Here is a 17566-nt window from a genome sequence, read left to right as displayed (position 1 = left end):
CAGAAAAACCATACAATTTCACCAAAGTGAAACGTCTTATTTCAAAATAAGATAATGAGTTTGTTCATAAATTATAAGTGCATTATTTTCTGCTTTAATTTTTAAATCTAAAAAATCTGTAGCACTCTACAGATAGAAAAAATCCTCATACTCTCTAGAAATCTATTAAAACTTTCTAGTGAGACAAAAATATATATTTAAATGTATTTCAATTTTACTGGAGGAAGTTATAAAGACAATATACTAAACTAACTCTACCCCTTGCAAAAAACAGCCAATAAGTTTAAAGGTTAAAAAAACCAATCACTACAAAATTTACGTTCTTAGGAAATGTAAAAGGGCAAAATACGTTAACCATAAAACATAAAAACACAACTTCTCTATCTTTATCAATCAGGTACTAAATTTTTGAATATGTTTAGAAAAACCAGATTTAGAGAACTTCATAGCGCTTAAATGTGTTTTTTTTGTGTTTATAGTTATTTTTTCATTGGGGAGTTCATTATGAAAAAATTATATACAAAATTAGTAGGGAGCGATTTAAAATTTTCTCGTTTTCCTTTTGTTAAAGTTCTATCCTTGACTTCAATAGCGGCACTTTTATCCACTATTTCTCCTGCTCTTTCGAACAATCGTGATTCAAGAACAGCGCAGAATTATTTAACAGCATTGAATATGGGGCCAATATCAAAAGTAGATGCGTCTGTTGATTATGCCAATTTCCTCATCAAGACCCTTTCTGGGAAGAGTGATAACAGTTCCATAATAAATATTTTGACAGCAGAGGATAATAATTTATCGAAAGGGGTGATAAATACAGAAGAGCCTTATAAGAGATCTCTCACTAACCGACAGTTGCCTATTTCTGATAGCTCTACCGTCCAACAGTTTGCTTACAATAGTAAGAATGCAATACCTGTTACAATGCCTGTTAATGTGTCTGACTTGGTGCGGGATGGAACTACAAGACTGTCAAGTGGTGTAAATGATACTGTTGTCGTATTTGGTAACAATATAACAACAGACTCAGCCGTCCATTCTGGGAGTGATATTGTTGCTATTGGTGCCAAGATAATAGTCCGTGCTGAGGACTCGGTTGCTGTTGGTTATGGTGCTCAGACGGACAAAAGCGTTACTGTTGCTATAGGTCATTTGGCTTATGCCATGGGTGAAAAAAGTATTGCAATAGGTGGTGAAGGGCGAAGGGGCGATAATCCGACACCTCCTGAAGGTCGTACAATAGCAAAGGGTGAAGAATCAATAGCTATCGGACGTCGTTCTAGGGCGGACAATCTGGCATCGGTAACTTTGGGTGCTCATTCAAAAGCAGTGGTAGATTCAGGTGTTGCTTTAGGGAGCGAGTCTTTTACCAAAACTCCTGCCGGTATTTTTGGGTATGCTGCTACGACGGAAGGTGAAGTTGCCACAAATCCTATACCTCAGTGGAAAAGCACGTTAGGTGCTGTTAGTGTTGGTGATATTTCTTCTGGCAAAACGCGACAAATCACAGGCATAGCAGCTGGTAAGGAAGTGACTGACGCAGTGAATGTTGGACAGCTAATGGATTTAAAAACTTACGTCGATAAAGCTAATAAAGAAGCAGGTTGGAAATTGTCTGTTGACGATGAAAATACTACAATGGCTAACTTTAACAACGGAGTAGATTTATCGTCTGGAAGTAGTAACCTGAATATAACAAAAGGGAAAGAAGACAATAAAGTAAAATTTGATCTGGCTAAAGATGTCACGTTGAGTAGTGCAAAAATGGGGAATAGTACCTTAGACGCAACAGGCTTAGTAATTACTAATGGTCCGAAAATAACCACTGGTGGTATTGATGCTGGAAATAAAAGGGTAACTGGTATTGCATCTGGTGATCTTAATGCAGATTCACAAGACGCGGTAAATGGTAGTCAGTTAAATGTTGTCGCGACCCAGATAGCTGGATATTTAGGCGGTGGTGGTAAATTTACGAATGGCCAATGGGATAATCCAAAGTTCAAAATTAAAACGTTCAATCCTAAGACAAATGAGATTGAAGAAGAAAGTTTTCCGAATGTAGCAAAAGCCTTTGAGGGTATGGATAAGTCTTATGTAAATCTTTACAATGAGATTAAAAAAGCTACCGATGATAGTGTCTTTAAATGGAATGCTGAATCGGAGAGTATTAAAATTGCTGCCAGTGAGTTAGAAAGTGGGCAAGGAAGTATTGCTATAGGTATTGGATCAAAGACAAAAGGGGATGCAGGAATTGCGTTAGGGAAGCTTTCAAATGCAGCTGCCGACAATAGTATTGCATTAGGTAGTTTTTCAGCGGCAAATGCCGAAAATAGTATTGCGTTAGGTGGACTTTCAAATGCATCTGCTGAAAATAGTATTGCATTGGGCTCAAATGCACAAGTACAAGCTGGTATTACTGGTGGTGTTGCTGTGGGTTATAAATCTTTTTCTCGTAACTCAGCGTCCATTGTTGGCTATGATCCTTCCATAGATAGCAAGTCAACAGATGATGGTGTGATATGGAAGAGCACTCAAGGAGCTTTTAGTGTTGGTGATACTCCGAATAAGATAACACGACAGCTTACAGGTGTGGCAGCGGGTTATGCAGACACTGATGCCGTCAACATTGCGCAGCTGAAAAAATTAAGAGAATTTGTAGCACAAGGATGGACACTTTCTCTTAATAATAAGGCTGTTTCAGGCTTTCAGCCGGGTGATATATTAAATTTGGTCTCTGGAAGCAAAAACTTTGAGATTAAAAATAGTGATACAAGAGAAAGTAAAGACAAAAAAATAACATTTGATTTGGCACAAGATGTCACATTAAACAGCGTAAAATTAAAAGACGTCACTTTAGATAAAACGGGGTTAACCATTGAGAATGGCCCCAAAATAATAGCGGATGGTATTGATGCTGCGGGTAAAAAAATAACAGGTCTTGCGGGTGGAGATCTTAACGCAAATTCGACAGATGCCGTTAATGGTGATCAGATTCATACAATCACTGAGGATTTAGTACAAATTTTAGGTGGTGAAGTATCTTTTGATGGCAAAAACTTTAAAATACCAGAGTATAAATTATCCAATATTGATAAAGATGGGATTATAAAAGAGGAACAACTATATAAAGGCGTTGAAAAAGCTTTTAAAGGACTTGATGATAATATCAAGAATGTGAATGCTCGTATAAAGGAATTTGAAAAGGACGTCTCTTCGAATGGTTTAAATTGGGATGGTAGTGTAGGTGATGGTGGTGCCTACAATGCCGCTCATGGTGAGAAGGATGCGAGCAAGATTGTTAATGTCGCTGATGGTAAGGTAGAGAAAGATTCGCACGAAGCTATAACAGGTTCCCAGCTCTATTCACTGGGCGATAAAGTTGCGGAATATTTTGGCGGCGATGCTACGTATAAGAATGGCGTATTGAATAAACCAACCTTCAAACTAAAAATTTTCAACTTAGAGAGCAATGAAGTTGAAGAAAAAAACTACCATAATGTAGCGGAAGCTTTTGACGGAATTGATAAGAATTTCCAGAGTGTGAATAAGAATGTGCAGAACATCGTTAATGACTTTAAAGAACAAGTCACGAATATCACAGAATCTGTCCAAGGCGATGCTCTGTTGTGGGATGGTAAAACACAATCCTTTGTAGCCAAGCATGGGGAAAAAGATGGAGAAAAGGAAAACAGCAAGATCACATCGCTTGCCGCTGGTTCTATAATATCAGCTTCGAGTGATGCGATTAATGGCGATCAGCTTCATACAATCACTGAGGATTTATCAAAAATTTTAGGTGGAGATGTATCCTTTGATGGAAAAAACTTTAAAGTCCCAGAGTATAAATTATCTAATATTGATGAAGATGGTGAAGTAACAGATAAACCGCATACCGATATTGGTTCTGCCTTTAAAGGACTTGATGACAATATCAAGAATGTGAGCGCTCGCATTAAGGAAGTCTCAGAAGGAGTTGCACAAGATTCTTTATCTTGGAGCGATGGTGACAAAGCTTTTGTAGCTCTGCATGGGGAAGGTGATGACAGAAAAGCAAGCAAGATCACATCGCTTGCTGTAGGAGATATTACGAAAGAATCGACGGATGCAGTAAATGGTTCCCAGCTTTATTCACTGGGTGATAAAGTTGCAAAATATTTTTCTGATGACGCTGAATATAAGGATGGGGAATTGAATGTTCCTGATTTTAAGCTCAAAACTATCAATGATGATGGCACTGAAGCTGAATCAAGCTATAAGAATGTATCAGATGCATTTTCAGGTGTGGGTAAACTTTTCACAAAGGTTCAAAATGCGATCAGCGATGTAATCAGTAATCTTCTTGTTACAAAAAATGAAGATGTTATCAATATTGGTAAAGGAGTAGAAGGTAGTGAAATCAATATCGCAAACAAGAGCGGTAAGGATCGAACACTTTCTGGTGTGAAGGCGGCAGAAAAAGACAATGAAGCTGTGAACAAAGAACAATTTGATAAAGGTTTGAAGGATCTTTCTGATACCCTTCTGTCTGATAGTTCTTCTGTTGTTCTTTACGATAAAACAACAGATGATCAAATTGATTATACAAATGTAACTTTTGGTAAAGGGAAGGATGCTACACCTGTTGCGTTGCATAATGTAGCCGCAGGATCGATTGCGGAAAACTCAACGGATGTTATCAATGGAGGACAGGTTCACATCCTTTCAACGGATGTAGCAAAATTCTTGGGTGGAGATGCTGAATTTAAGGATGGTGCTTTTAAAGGGCCAACTTATAATTTATCTAGTATTGATAAAGATGGTGTTGTAAAAGATAAACCGTATACCGATGTTGGTTCTGCCTTTAAAGGACTTGATGATAATATCAAGAATGTTAACGATCGTATTAAGGAAGTCTCAGAAGGAGTTGCACAAGATTCTTTATCTTGGAGCAAGGCTGAGGGTGCTTTTGTCGCCCTGCATGGGGAAGGTGATGACAGAAAAGCAAGCAAGATCACATCACTTGCGGCTGGCTCTATAGTATCAGGCTCGGGTGATGCGGTTAATGGCGGACAGATTTATGATCTGAATCAGTCGCTAGCAGAGTATTTTGGTGGTGATGCTAAGTATGATGGTGATGGCTGGGTTCTCCCAGGTTTCAAGATAATGACTTTCCAAGAAGATGGAAGCTTTGAAGAGGAGTATTATGATAGCATTGCAGCCGCGTTTTCCGGTGTCAATAAGGTCTTCAAGAATCTTCATAATGAGATTTCAGACAACATTGAGCAGAATGCGTTGTTGTGGAGTGATGATGCAGGTGCGTTTGTAGCACAGCATGAGAAAGAAGGTAAAAAGGAAAACAGCAAGATCACGTTCCTTGCAGAAGGAAAGATATCAGAAGATTCGACGGATGCGATTAATGGTGGTCAGATTTATACTCTTCAACGGACATTTGCCACATATTTTGGTGGAGGAGCCGGTTATGATAAGGAAGGAAAGTGGCAAGGACCCAAATTCTACGTTCAGGTCTTTAATAAGGATGGTACGAAAGGTGATAAAGAGGAGCATAACAGTGTCTCTGAAGCATTTGATGTTGTTAATGACAGCATGAGCACTATCAACGATCGTATAAAAGAAGTTGAAAAGGATGCTTCTTCGAATGGTCTGAATTGGAATGAAGAAAAAGGAAGCTATGATGCCTCGCACGCTGATGATCAGGGCGTTAAGGGTCCCAGTAAGATTATCAATGTAGAGGATGGCAAGGTAGATAAAGATTCTAAAGAAGCTGTGAATGGAGGTCAGCTTTGGGAAACCCAGCAGATGATTACAGATCAGGTCAAGGATATTGAAAATAAAGTTACGGAGGGATCTGTACAATATGATAAAGATGAATCAGGTAAAAAGACCAATAAAGTTACGTTAGTTGGTGTAGATGACAGTTCTCCAGTATTAATAGACAATGTAGACGATGGAAAGATTGAAAAAGATTCGAAAGAAGCGGTTAATGGAGGTCAATTAAAAGATAAGATGGATTTTGTGCTTGAAAATGCCAAAAAGTATACGGATGAGAAAGTTTCTCACCTTGTAAAAGATGGAGTTAATGAGGCTAATTCGTATACGGATATGAAGTTTTCGACATTAAGTTATGCTGTTGAGGATGTTCGAAAAGAGGCAAGACAAGCAGCAGCTCTTGGTTTAGCAGTATCTGGTTTACGCTATAGTGATATTCCTGGAAAATTAACAATCGCATTTGGTAGTGGTTTATGGCGTAGTCAATCTGCTTTTGCTTTTGGTGCAGGTTATACTTCAGAGAACGGTGATATTGGTTCCAACTTGTCAATTAGCACTTCTGGAGGTCACTGGGGTATAAGTGCAGGGGTTAATGTGATACTCAACTAATAAACGACTAAATCCATAAAATTGATTTGCCTTTTTCTTATTTAAGAAAAGGGCAATTTTTTTACCTTCTTCCAGAACCCTCTAAAGCTATTCTAAATGTAAAAAACTCCCGTAATTATATAAAATCTAAATATAAAAAGCCTATTACAACTTTTGTTGAGAATAAAAGATCTTAGTGGTAAAGATTCAAAAAATTGATCGCTATTTTTTGATAATTAGGTAACAAAATCATTGCTCTATCCTATTATTTTGATTTATTAAAGTGCCTAAAGCAATGTAAATACGAATTACCCTTTATTAAAAGAAGACAGTTTTAGCTTTTATTTTCGTGTAGTGTTAAACGTATACTTTATGTCGATATCGTTATAATTTTTCATTGAAAGTCTTGTTGTTTAAATGACAAATTATCTTAAGAATAGAATAGTTCAAAATATTATGTTTTTTTAATCAGTTTCCTTTTTTGTAGCTTCATAGTAAAATTTTAATTTCTCCAAAGTGTTTTAATCTAATTACGAGTATAAAAAGCAAATAGTGCAAATTCTTACAATTAAAAATGTATCTTTTTTATGTTTTAGGCATGTTTTTTTTGTTGAGGGTTTGTTATGAAAAAAATTATTGATCATATTCAAGGGAAATAGCTTAAGTTTTCAGCGTTTATTTTATCCGGTTGTTTGTAACAACGTTTTCATTGGGAGTTATGATAGTTGTTTTTTTAATCGAATGCTATTCCTGTTTTGGCGAAAAAAATTGATATAATATTGATATAATAGAGCAGCTGCTTCAAGCCATGGCAAAAGCAACAAAGAGCTATTCTGAAGGAAAAATGCTCCTTTCTGCGTATGCTAACTCTAACAACATTGGTGCTCTCTCAAAAGCAAGTTATTTAATAGCACTTAATACATCACAGCAATGACACCAATAGTGGATGATTCTACAGATGATAGTGGCTATATCAATTTTCTCGTCAATATGCTTTCTATTAAGAGTAAGAGTGGTTTGAGTGAGAGATCTCTTACCGATCCGCAATTGGTGATGAACAATAACTCTACAATTACAATAAGTTCTGAAAACAACAAAGATGCAACGATTATAAATGGATCTGACACCTTGCGACATGATTTAATTAAAAGAATGCAACGATTTACAGGTATGCAACGTATTCCAAACACAAGTATTGCTTTAAGGAGTGGAACGCAAGCGGAAAAAGAATGGAGCGTTGTTGTAGGCAATATGGCTTACGCTTTGGGTAAAAGTAGTGTCGCAATAGGTGGCGAATATAGTAAGAAGAGCGAACATGGAGATAATGATTATACAACTTGCGAAGAGTGATTCTTCAACAGCTGTAGGAGCCATTTCTAAAGCTCTAGGGTATGATTCGATTGCTCTTGGCCACCGCGTGCATATGCATTTGCTCAAGAAGTTATTTCTATAGGTTCCTATTCTAACGTGATGGTTGATGGGGGTGTTTCTATCGGGAACAACTCTGTGTTCGGTAGGGCTGCTGGTATTTTTGGGTATACGTTTCTTCTGCAAGGACAGGATAAAAACACCGAATCTCAATGGAAAAGTACGAAAGGTGCAGTGAGTGTTGGTGTTCCTAGTAAGAACATAACGTGATAAATTATAGGCGTGGCAGCTGGTAGCAAACCTGCCGATGCAGTGAACCTTAGACAGTTGTAGGATTTAGAAGAAGTCGTAAGAAAAAAGTTGGAAACTGTCTATTGCTGGTGAGGCAGTTAAAGATGTGGATGCTAGATAGTACAATAAATTTTTCATCTGGAGGAAGTAACTTTGGGGTTAAAAGAGATAAGGACGATGAAAATAAACTCATATTTGGTTTGGCTAATGATATAGCCTTGAAAAGGATAACATTAGGAGAGAAAAAAGTAGATGCAACAGGTTTAGTAATTACTGATGTCCCGCAAATAACCACTGGTAGTATTAATGTGGTAAGTAAAAAAGTAACAAATGTTGCAGCAGGAACTAGCAATACTGATGCAGTAATTTTTCACAACTGAAGGAAATAAAAGAACAAGGTGCAGTGAGTATTTTTGTAACACAGGATACAGCAACGAAACACATTACCATTGGTAAGGATATAGATAGTGATAAAATCGATATTGCGAATAAAAGTGATAAATTACGGATAATTTCTGGTGTTAAGAAAGCAGAGAGAGAGAATGATGCTGTTAATAAACAACAGCTCGATGGTCAGATTGCAGATGTTGTTGACACTATAAAAAGCAATAGCCTTGTTAAGCGAGAGGAAGAGACAAATCGTATCATCATCGGGAAGGAAATAGAAGGCACAGAGATTAATATTGCAAACAAGTTAGGTGATGCTCGTACAATTTCTGGCGTGAAAGAAGCAGTTAAGGATGATGAAGCTGTTAATAAAAAACAACTTGATGGTGAAATTGGAGATATCACGGACAGTATTAAGGTCATTAAAGAAGCAAATAGCTTTGCAGTTCTCTATGATAAAAATGCAGATGGAATCACTAATTATAATAGTGTGACTTTGGGTGGAGATAAGACTACGGCACCAGTTGCTCTCCATAATGTACAAGCTGGTACAATTGCAGAAGGATCGTATGATGCAATCAATGGTAGCCAGATTAATAAAATATCTGGAGATGTAGCAGGGATTTTTGGTGGCAATGCGGAATTTCGCGACGGTATCTTGTTTGGTCCGCACTATCATTTATCGCACATTTCTGAAGATGGTGTAGCAGTAACTAAGGATCATAATAATGTTGGTTCTGCTTTGATAGGGCTTGATGAAAATATCAACAATGTGAATAGCCGCTTAACAAATAGAGCTAATGAGTTTACTCAGAAAATTGATGGTGTCTCTAAAGATTCTCTGTTGTGGAGTAATGATGAGCAAGCATTTGTAGCACAGCATGGAGAGGGAAAAACCAATAGCAAAATTAAGTTTCTTGCCAATGGAGATATTTCTGCTAACTCAACAGAGGCTGTAAATGGTTCACAACTTTATTTGATGAGTAATCAGCTAGCAGCGTATTTTGGAGGTGATTCTGGCTATGTAGATGGAGTATGGACAGCTCCTACTTTCAAGGTAGTACAATTCCAGGCTGATGGTAGCTCTGGTGGAAAGAAGAATTATCATAACGTTGCCAGTGCTTTTGACGGCGTGAGTGAGAGTATGACGAGTATCAACGATCGTATTAAAGAGGTTTCTGACAATATTGATACGAATAGCTTGAATTGGAATGAAGACAAAGGAGCGTATGACGCTAGTCATAAAGGAGAAGCGAGTAAGATTACGAATGTAGCAGATGGTAAGATAGAAAAAGGATCGCAAGAAGTTGTTAATGGAGGACAACTTTGGACAGTGAATGAGAAGGTAAAAAAGGTTGAGGAAAAGGTAGATACGATTGATAAGCAGGTAAAAGATATTGAAAGTGTGATAACGGATGGGGTGGTTAACTATGACAAAGATGGAGATGGTAAGAAGACGAATAGCATTACGTTAGTAGGTGGGAATGAAAGTGATCCAGTTTTGATAGACAATGTAGCTGATGGTGAGATTGAGTCAGGCTCGAAAGAAGCTGTTAATGGAGGTCAGTTATATGATTATACGGAACAGCAGATGAAGATAGTTCTTGATGATGCGAAAAAGTATACGGATGATCAAGTTAGTAGTCTTGTCAGTGATGGTGTTAATGAAGCGAAGACCTATACAGATATGAAGTTTGAGACTTTGAATTATGCCATTGAGGATGTTCGCAAAGAAGCAAGACAAGCAGCAGCTATTGGTCTAGCGGTGTCCAACTTACGTTATTATGATATACCAGGATCTTTAAGTATTTCATTTGGTAGTGGCGCATGGCGTGGACAATCTGCATTTGCTATTGGAACTGGTTATACATCTGAAGATGGAAATATTCGCTCGAATGTATCTATTACGAGTGCTGGAGGACACTGGGGGATAGGTGCTGGAATTACTCTGAGGTTGAGATGATAATAGAAAAAATGGCTATTATTGTAAAAACGAGAAGTATGTTAGTAAAGGTTCTGTTTGCTCTTGCCTTAATAGGCAAGAGCGAAAGCTTTGCTAGCGAGAACAATAATATTTATACAGTGCATCCACCGCACTTATCGATACCTAAGGGAGAACCTGGCGAAACACGTCGAATTATTATGCAGTTTTATGACTGGACTTTGATTTGTGACGAAAAACAAAAGCTTAAACATAAGCAAGGTATATGTAATGTGACACAGACTGTTCATGATCAAGAAGGAAATACCATTTTTAGTTGGTCTCTTGTTTCTACGACAAGTGGTCAAGCAGTGATGCTTTTTCGAACATTGCCAAATTCTGATATAAATGTTCCGATTCAAATGTTTGTAAAAGGTGTTAAAAAACCTGTTCTTATTCATTATACGCAATGTAGTAAAACCGTTTGTTTGGCACAATCGCCTGTAGGTCCGGTTTTGACTAAACAAATAGAGCAGGACAATGAAGTACGTATTTCCTATAAAATTAAAGATGGAAAGGTATTTTCTTTTACTGTACCATTTAAAGGGTTAAATGCGGCACTTAATTCGTTACGTCCTTAGAATCTATCGAGTATTTTTAACAAGAGTCATTTTTTCATAAATCGTTGTATTATATTTTTGAGTGTAAATTATAAAGTCAAATAAGTAAGAAGTTTTATATAATATGATATCGAGGTGATTTATTGAAAAGAGTGAGAGTCTTATGAATATAAAGTGACAATAGGTTCTTTATATGTATTAGAAAATCAAGTTAGTATTTTCCATAAAGATTAAAGAGTGATTTCGTTAATTATTAAAAGTAAAAAAGATTAGAAATACTCAATTTAAAATAATTAAAAAGATGGCTTCCTTACAATAATGAGTAGGCTAAATTTTTTTTAAAGCTTTAAATGGATTTTTAGAGCGGTCTGATTAAGCATTAATATTTTTCAATTATTTATAATAATAGATAAATTTATAATCCTAGAGAATTTGTTGAACGATAGTTTTCATTGGTTTTCACAAAATAACAGATATTGTAATTGCATTTTGTAGTACTATGGAACTTTTATTCCAGCATAATCAAAGCCATTTCATTGCATATAACAAACGAGGCTCGTGTGTGGATAACGAGATTGAAAAAAAGAAAAATCTTTTTTTATAAACTGTACTAATGTACAGGTTGTGGTGATCTTAAGAGTTAGCAAACAGTATGATAGTTTAGATTTGTTACAATAGAGGTTGTGCTCCGTGTAAATGGTATGAAGAAAAGAGTATAATTTATAAAAATTGATGTGAACGTAAACGATTAATTTATAGTTTTAAGTTCATAAAGAGAAGAATGATTTCTTGTATTTATCATTTGATGCTGCATTATTGCTTTATTTAGGAATGAGCAGAAGAGTTTTCGCGTTTATTTATTGGGGGAACGCTCAAGGGATAGGAGAAATGACCCCGTTAAATTATGGTTCAAAAGAGTTAAAGCGAGGAGAAATATACGATACCAAAGCAGATCAGTTGTATGATCAGTGCGGTAGTAATACAAATAATCGTTCTGCATTGTCACGAACAGAGGCATACTCTGTCCTTGTTGATATAAAGAGACAACAGAGAAAAAAACATTATGAACAGAAACAGTTTTTTGTTCAATCTGAGGCAGCTTTTGAGTTTCATAGTCAGATAATGATAGGTGCTCAAAGAACAAAAAAACTCAAAGCACCTTTTCTTCGACGGTTCCCTCCAGTAAAATCTCCACCTCTTTATGCGGCACTTGATCTCGGAACGAATAATTGTCGTCTTCTTATAGCATCTCCCAGTAAACCTGGATATTTTCGTGTTGTTGATGCTTTTTCTCGTATTGTACGATTGGGAGAAGGTTTAATAAATAACGGTTTTCTTAATACACAAGCTATGGATCGTGCGATTGAAGCATTAAAGATTTGTCATTTAAAGCTAAAACAAAGGCATATTAAGCGTTATCGCTTGATTGCAACGGAAGCTTGTCGTTCTGCAGAAAATGGTAGACATTTTATTCAGCGTGTTTTGGAGGAGACAGGTCTTGAATTGGAAATTGTTGATCGGCAAACAGAAGCGCGTTTTGCTGTTACAGGATGTAGTACACTTGTTGAACCAAATACTGACGCTATTGTGCTTTTTGATATTGGAGGAGGATCATCAGAAATTGTGCTACTTGATGTTTCTCAAAAGCGTTCTTTTCGTTTATCTAGACAAATTATCGCTTGGACTTCTCTTCCTGTTGGTGTTGTTACGCTTGCTGAACGTTTTGGAGGGAATGATATTAGCTTAGACCATTTTGAAAAAATGAAAAGCTATGTGCGAGGATTGTTAAATAATTTTTCAGATCGTCATAAATTAGGAGAATTAGCGCAAGGTTCGAAGTTTCACCTTTTGGGAACCTCCGGTACAGTTACGACTTTAGCAGGAATGTATCTTAATTTAGAGCGTTATGATAGGAAAAAAGTGGATGGCATTTGGATGAATGATGCAGACATTACTCTTATGACACAACGCCTATTATCATGGGATATAAAAAAACGTGTCATAAGCCCTTTTATTAGGCGCGAGAGGGTAGATTTAGTTTTAGCTGGTTGTGCAATTTTAGATGTTATTCGAGAAGTTTGGCCAAGTCAGCGTTTAAGAGTTGCTGATCGTGGATTAAGGGAAGGAATTTTGATAGAGCTGATGTTACGTGATGGGGTATGGTGTCGTCATAGAAAGAGCAGAGATTTCAAGCGTTAGAGAATTAAATATGGAGACAATGAATAACGATGAAAAAAACAACAAAAACACCGAGTGGTGGCTATGGAGGTTCAGGGTCACATGAATTATATCAGCGCGTAAAAAAGAAAGCAGGAACCATTAAAGCTTCATCACGACGATGGTTAGAGAGGCATCTGAATGATCCTTATGTCCATCAATCAAAATTAGATGGTTATCGTTCGCGTGCGGCTTATAAACTCATTGAAATTAATGAGCGTTATAGGTTTTTGAAAAAAGGTCTAAAGGTTATTGATCTAGGTGCAGCACCTGGGGGCTGGTGTCAGGTGGCTGAGCATATAGTAGGGTCAAGTGATGAAGATCCTAGCGTTGTTGGTATTGATTATTTACATGTTGATCCATTGCCTAGAGTTGCCATGTTGGAAATGGATTTTTTGCATACAGATGCACCGCAGAAATTAATTGAAACTTTAGGGACAAAACCGGATGTGGTTCTTTCTGATATGGCAGCGCCAACAACAGGTCATCGTCAGACGGATCATTTAAGAACGATTTATTTATGTGAAGTTGCGGCTGATTTTGCTCTTTCGGTTCTTAAGCCTAGGGGACATTTTTTAGCAAAGGCTTTTCAAGGAGGAGCGGAAAACAATCTCCTTACGATACTAAAACAGCATTTTAAAAAAGTCTATCATGTTAAACCACCCGCAAGCCGATCAGAATCAGTAGAGCTTTATCTTCTAGCACTTGAATTTAAGGGAAAAACAAAAATACAAGAATAGCGCCTTCTTTTAGAAGACTTAACTTTACTTAGCCTATTTAGATGTAATGATTTTTTTCTCAAAGAGTTATCAGCGATATTGACAGTTTTTCTGTTATCAATGATGAAAAACTGGTAAAACTAATGTATTACCTATAGAGGTAGAGAGATTGATTCCTCAGTGAGTGCTTCCAATGAAATTTCTTGATCAAGCTAAAGTTTATATTCGTTCTGGTAATGGAGGTGCTGGAGCAGTATCATTTCGTCGTGAAAAATTCATAGAATTTGGGGGTCCTGATGGGGGGAATGGAGGACGGGGTGGTGATGTTTGGGCTCTTGTTGTTGATGGGCTTAACACGCTGATCGATTATCGCTACCAACAGCATTTTAAAGCAAAAACAGGGGGGCATGGCAAGGGGCGTAATATGACGGGTGAAAAGGGTGATGATGTCATCCTTAAAGTTCCGGTTGGGACGCAAATTTTTGAAGAAGATAATGCAACGTTAATCTGTGATTTAACGGAAGTGGGACAGCGCTATCGTCTTGCAAAAGGAGGGAATGGCGGTTTTGGTAATCTTCATTTTACAACATCAACAAATAGGGCACCGCGTCGTGCAAATCCAGGTTTGGCTGGAGAAGAGCGCGCAGTATGGCTTCGTTTGAAGTTAATTGCTGATGCTGGGCTTGTTGGTTTACCCAATGCTGGAAAATCAACTTTTTTAGCTTCTGTAACGGCTGCAAAACCAAAAGTTGCAGATTATCCTTTTACCACTCTACATCCTCATCTTGGTGTTGTACGTATTGATGGTCGTGAATTTGTTTTAGCTGATATTCCTGGCTTGATTGAAGGGGCACATGAAGGCGTAGGAATCGGAGATCGTTTTTTAGGGCATGTAGAACGTTGTCGTGTTTTATTTCATTTGGTTTCTGCTCAAGAAGAAGATGTAGCAAGGGCATATCAGATTGTGCGTCATGAACTTGAGGCATATGGAAATAATCTAAGTGATAAGACTGAAATTGTCGCTTTAAGCCAGATAGATACTCTGACGATTGAAGAGCGTAAAACGAAACAGGAAGCTTTGCAAAGAGCAGCAGATCAACCTGTTATAATGTTTTCTGCGGTTAGCCGCGAAGGTTTAGAAAATGTGCTGCGTACTGGTGCACATATTATTGAAATGTCACGCAAAGAGGAGATCAGTGGGGATAGCAAGGTTAATTGAGATGGCTGTTGGATCGCAGAAACTTACACACTATAAACGTATTGTGGTCAAGATTGGATCTGCCCTTTTGGTTGATCCTCAGACAGGTTTACGGGTTGAATGGCTTAAAAGCTTGATCAGTGATGTTGTTGAATTGCACAAAAAAGGCGTAGAGATATTGTTGGTATCTTCAGGCGCTATTGCTTTAGGAAGGACATTGCTACAGCTTCCTAAGGGGGCTTTGAAATTGGAAGAAAGTCAGGCATGTGCTGCTTTGGGGCAAATTGAGTTAGCGAAAACCTATGGTGATGCGCTTGCTCAACATGGGCTCAAAACAGGTCAAATTTTGCTCACTTTATTTGATACGGAAGAGCGAAGGCGTTATCTCAATGCGCGTGCGACGATTAATGTGCTTTTACGTTTTAGAGCAGTACCTGTTATTAATGAGAATGATACTGTTGCGACAAATGAAATACGTTATGGTGATAATGATCGTTTAGCTGCACGTGTGGCAACAATGATGGGGGCAGATCTTTTAATACTTTTATCTGATATTGATGGTCTTTATACAAAGTCTCCCCATGGTGATCCAACGGCTGAATTTATACCTTTTGTTGCATCCATTACGCATGATATCGAAAAAATGGCAGATGTTGCTGCTTCAGAATTTTCACGGGGAGGAATGAAGACTAAGCTTGATGCTGGAAAGATAGCTAATGCTGCTGGAACGGCGATGATTATTACCTCAGGCAAGCGTATGAATCCCCTTGCTGCAATTGACAAAGGTGAACGCAAGAGTTTTTTTGCGGCTGGTGAGAAATCTGTTAATGCTTGGAAAACATGGATTTCTGGTCATTTAGATCCATCTGGTGTTTTGACGATTGATCAAGGAGCCATTAAGGCTCTTGAATCAGGAAAATCATTGTTAGCTGCAGGGGTTATTGCCGTTGAGGGAAATTTCCATCGTGGGGATACGGTTGCAATTGTTGATACAAATGGGGTTGAGATTGCGCGTGGACTTGTAAGCTATGGCAAAGATGAGGCTGTACGCATTATAGGATGTAAAAGCGAAGAAATTGAATCTATTCTTGGGTATGAGGCGCGCTCTGCTATGGTGCATCGTAATGATATGATTTTACGTTGCTTGACCAATTCTGTTTAAAAAAGTTACTTTTGTTTTTATTGTTTTGGCAGAGTGGATGATACGATGACTTTAGAAGAACAAATGAAGGACATGGGGCAAAAAGCACGCTATGCCGCTGCAGCGTTGGCTGTTGCTTCTTCTGAGCAAAAGAACAATGCATTGGAAATGATCGCTTTAAGTCTAGAGGCTCAGTCAGATGAAATTTTACGGGCGAATTGTCAAGATTTAGAAAAGGCTACTCAGAATAATTTGAAAGCTGCAATGATTGATCGGCTAAAATTAGATGACTTGCGTTTACGTGCAATGATAGACGGTGTTCGCCAAGTTGCTCGTTTATCTGATCCTGTTGGACAGGTCATGAGTGCGTGGAAACGTCCAAATGGGCTTCATATAAGTCGTGTACGCACACCTCTTGGTGTGATTGGCATTATTTATGAAAGTCGTCCAAATGTTACAGTTGATGCGAGTTCTTTGTGCTTAAAAGCAGGCAATGCTGCGATTTTGCGCGGTGGTTCGGATAGTTTTCATTCTTCTAATGCTCTTCATTTAGCTTTGGTACAAGGTTTAGAGCGCTCTGGTTTACCCAAAGATGCTATCCAAATGGTTGGAACGACAGATCGCGCTGCCGTTGGGGAAATGCTTAAAGGATTGGATGGAGCGATTGATGTGATTGTGCCTCGTGGGGGAAAGAGCCTTGTTGCCCGCGTTCAGTCTGATGCACGTGTTCCAATTTTTGCACATTTAGAGGGACTTTGTCATATTTATATTGATAAATCAGCAGATTTAAATATGGCATGTGATATTGTACTGAATGCAAAGTTGCGGCGGACAGGGATATGCGGTGCTGTTGAAACAGTTCTCATTGACAGCCAGGCATTAAAAAAGTTTCTTCCTGTTTTAACTGCTTTACAGGAGAAGAGGTGTGAAATTCGTGCCACAGAAGAGATTGTTTTTCTTATGCCAGATGTCAAATTAGCTTCTGAAGAAGATTGGTCGCATGAATATCTTGATGCTATTCTTTCTGTTAAAACAGTTGAAGGTGTTGAGGGAGCCATTGCCCATATCAAACGTTATTCATCAGGACATACCGAATCGATTATTGCTGAGGATATGGAAGTAGTAGAGAAATTTTTTAATCATTTAGATTCAGCTATTTTGCTGCATAATGCATCTACGCAATTTGCTGATGGAGGTGAATTTGGTTTTGGAATGGAAATTGGTATCGCAACAGGAAAAATGCATGCACGTGGCCCGATAGGTGTTGAACAGCTAACTTCATTTCAATATCATGTTAAAGGAAATGGACAGGTTAGAGCTTGAGAACACCATTTTTTCCATGGAAAAATT

12 protein-coding genes and 1 pseudogene are annotated in these 17566 nt (G+C 37.8%); all 13 read left to right on the top strand.

Annotated elements, in window-relative coordinates; translation table 11 throughout:
- Window positions 1-504: 504 nt before the first annotated feature.
- The 13 genes and pseudogenes from ACFIJ0_RS03820 (at window position 505) to ACFIJ0_RS03760 (ending at window position 17539) form a co-directional block, all read left to right on the top strand.
- A complete protein-coding gene (locus ACFIJ0_RS03820) occupies window positions 505-6375 on the top strand; it encodes a YadA-like family protein (RefSeq protein WP_375644229.1) in 5871 nt (1956 codons plus the stop codon).
- Window positions 6376-7284: 909 nt separating this feature from the next.
- On the top strand, window positions 7285-7704 hold the full coding sequence (locus ACFIJ0_RS03815) for a hypothetical protein (protein ID WP_375624688.1): 420 nt from the start codon (window positions 7285-7287) through the stop codon (window positions 7702-7704).
- A complete protein-coding gene (locus ACFIJ0_RS03810; RefSeq protein WP_375624687.1) occupies window positions 7679-7807 on the top strand; it encodes a hypothetical protein in 129 nt (42 codons plus the stop codon). The genes ACFIJ0_RS03815 and ACFIJ0_RS03810 overlap by 26 nt, the downstream gene beginning before the upstream one ends.
- A gap of 14 nt (window positions 7808-7821) precedes the next feature.
- The gene (locus ACFIJ0_RS03805) at window positions 7822-7992 is read left to right on the top strand and encodes a hypothetical protein (protein WP_375624686.1); all 171 of its coding nucleotides are present in this window, start codon (window positions 7822-7824) and stop codon (window positions 7990-7992) included.
- Window positions 7993-7995: 3 nt separating this feature from the next.
- Complete coding sequence (locus tag ACFIJ0_RS03800; RefSeq protein WP_375624912.1) at window positions 7996-8055, top strand: hypothetical protein; 60 nt, start codon at window positions 7996-7998, stop codon at window positions 8053-8055.
- A 68-nt stretch (window positions 8056-8123) separates the two neighbouring features.
- A complete protein-coding gene (locus ACFIJ0_RS03795) occupies window positions 8124-8393 on the top strand; it encodes a hypothetical protein (protein WP_375645257.1) in 270 nt (89 codons plus the stop codon).
- A 23-nt stretch (window positions 8394-8416) separates the two neighbouring features.
- Window positions 8417-10363, top strand: a pseudogene (locus tag ACFIJ0_RS03790) (Vomp family autotransporter); the annotation flags it as partial.
- Window positions 10360-10962 (top strand): invasion associated locus B family protein, encoded by a 603-nt coding sequence (locus tag ACFIJ0_RS03785; RefSeq protein WP_375624683.1) that lies wholly within the window; start codon window positions 10360-10362, stop codon window positions 10960-10962. The pseudogene ACFIJ0_RS03790 and the gene ACFIJ0_RS03785, both read left to right, overlap by 4 nt.
- A gap of 867 nt (window positions 10963-11829) precedes the next feature.
- Complete coding sequence (locus ACFIJ0_RS03780; protein ID WP_375644101.1) at window positions 11830-13140, top strand: Ppx/GppA phosphatase family protein; 1311 nt, start codon at window positions 11830-11832, stop codon at window positions 13138-13140.
- Window positions 13141-13169: 29 nt separating this feature from the next.
- Window positions 13170-13898: an RlmE family RNA methyltransferase gene (locus ACFIJ0_RS03775; RefSeq protein WP_375624681.1), complete on the top strand. Its 729-nt coding sequence runs from the start codon at window positions 13170-13172 to the stop codon at window positions 13896-13898.
- Window positions 13899-14070: 172 nt separating this feature from the next.
- Window positions 14071-15096: a GTPase ObgE gene (gene obgE / locus ACFIJ0_RS03770; protein WP_375624680.1), complete on the top strand. Its 1026-nt coding sequence runs from the start codon at window positions 14071-14073 to the stop codon at window positions 15094-15096.
- A gap of 1 nt (window position 15097) precedes the next feature.
- Window positions 15098-16237 (top strand): glutamate 5-kinase, encoded by a 1140-nt coding sequence (gene proB / locus ACFIJ0_RS03765; protein WP_375624679.1) that lies wholly within the window; start codon window positions 15098-15100, stop codon window positions 16235-16237.
- 45 nt (window positions 16238-16282) lie between these two features.
- Entirely contained in the window at window positions 16283-17539 is a 1257-nt protein-coding gene (locus tag ACFIJ0_RS03760; RefSeq protein ID WP_375624678.1) for a glutamate-5-semialdehyde dehydrogenase, read from the top strand.
- Window positions 17540-17566: the final 27 nt, after the last annotated feature.

This window comes from Bartonella sp. OC68QHHN, from assembly GCF_042193875.1.
Lineage (GTDB): Bacteria > Pseudomonadota > Alphaproteobacteria > Rhizobiales > Rhizobiaceae > Bartonella > Bartonella grahamii_A.
This window is presented reverse-complemented; position numbering and strand designations above follow the sequence as displayed.

Excerpts from the sequence above, each read along its gene's own strand:
- ACFIJ0_RS03820 (WP_375644229.1), top strand. The coding sequence starts at position 505 with ATGAAAAAATTATATACAAAATTAGTAGGGAGCGATTTAAAATTTTCT.
- ACFIJ0_RS03815 (WP_375624688.1), top strand. The coding sequence starts at position 7,285 with ATGACACCAATAGTGGATGATTCTACAGATGATAGTGGCTATATCAAT.
- ACFIJ0_RS03810 (WP_375624687.1), top strand. The coding sequence starts at position 7,679 with ATGATTATACAACTTGCGAAGAGTGATTCTTCAACAGCTGTAGGAGCC.
- ACFIJ0_RS03795 (WP_375645257.1), top strand. The coding sequence starts at position 8,124 with ATGCTAGATAGTACAATAAATTTTTCATCTGGAGGAAGTAACTTTGGG.
- ACFIJ0_RS03785 (WP_375624683.1), top strand. The coding sequence starts at position 10,360 with ATGATAATAGAAAAAATGGCTATTATTGTAAAAACGAGAAGTATGTTA.
- ACFIJ0_RS03780 (WP_375644101.1), top strand. The coding sequence starts at position 11,830 with ATGACCCCGTTAAATTATGGTTCAAAAGAGTTAAAGCGAGGAGAAATA.
- ACFIJ0_RS03775 (WP_375624681.1), top strand. The coding sequence starts at position 13,170 with ATGAAAAAAACAACAAAAACACCGAGTGGTGGCTATGGAGGTTCAGGG.
- obgE (WP_375624680.1), top strand. The coding sequence starts at position 14,071 with ATGAAATTTCTTGATCAAGCTAAAGTTTATATTCGTTCTGGTAATGGA.
- proB (WP_375624679.1), top strand. The coding sequence starts at position 15,098 with ATGGCTGTTGGATCGCAGAAACTTACACACTATAAACGTATTGTGGTC.
- ACFIJ0_RS03760 (WP_375624678.1), top strand. The coding sequence starts at position 16,283 with ATGACTTTAGAAGAACAAATGAAGGACATGGGGCAAAAAGCACGCTAT.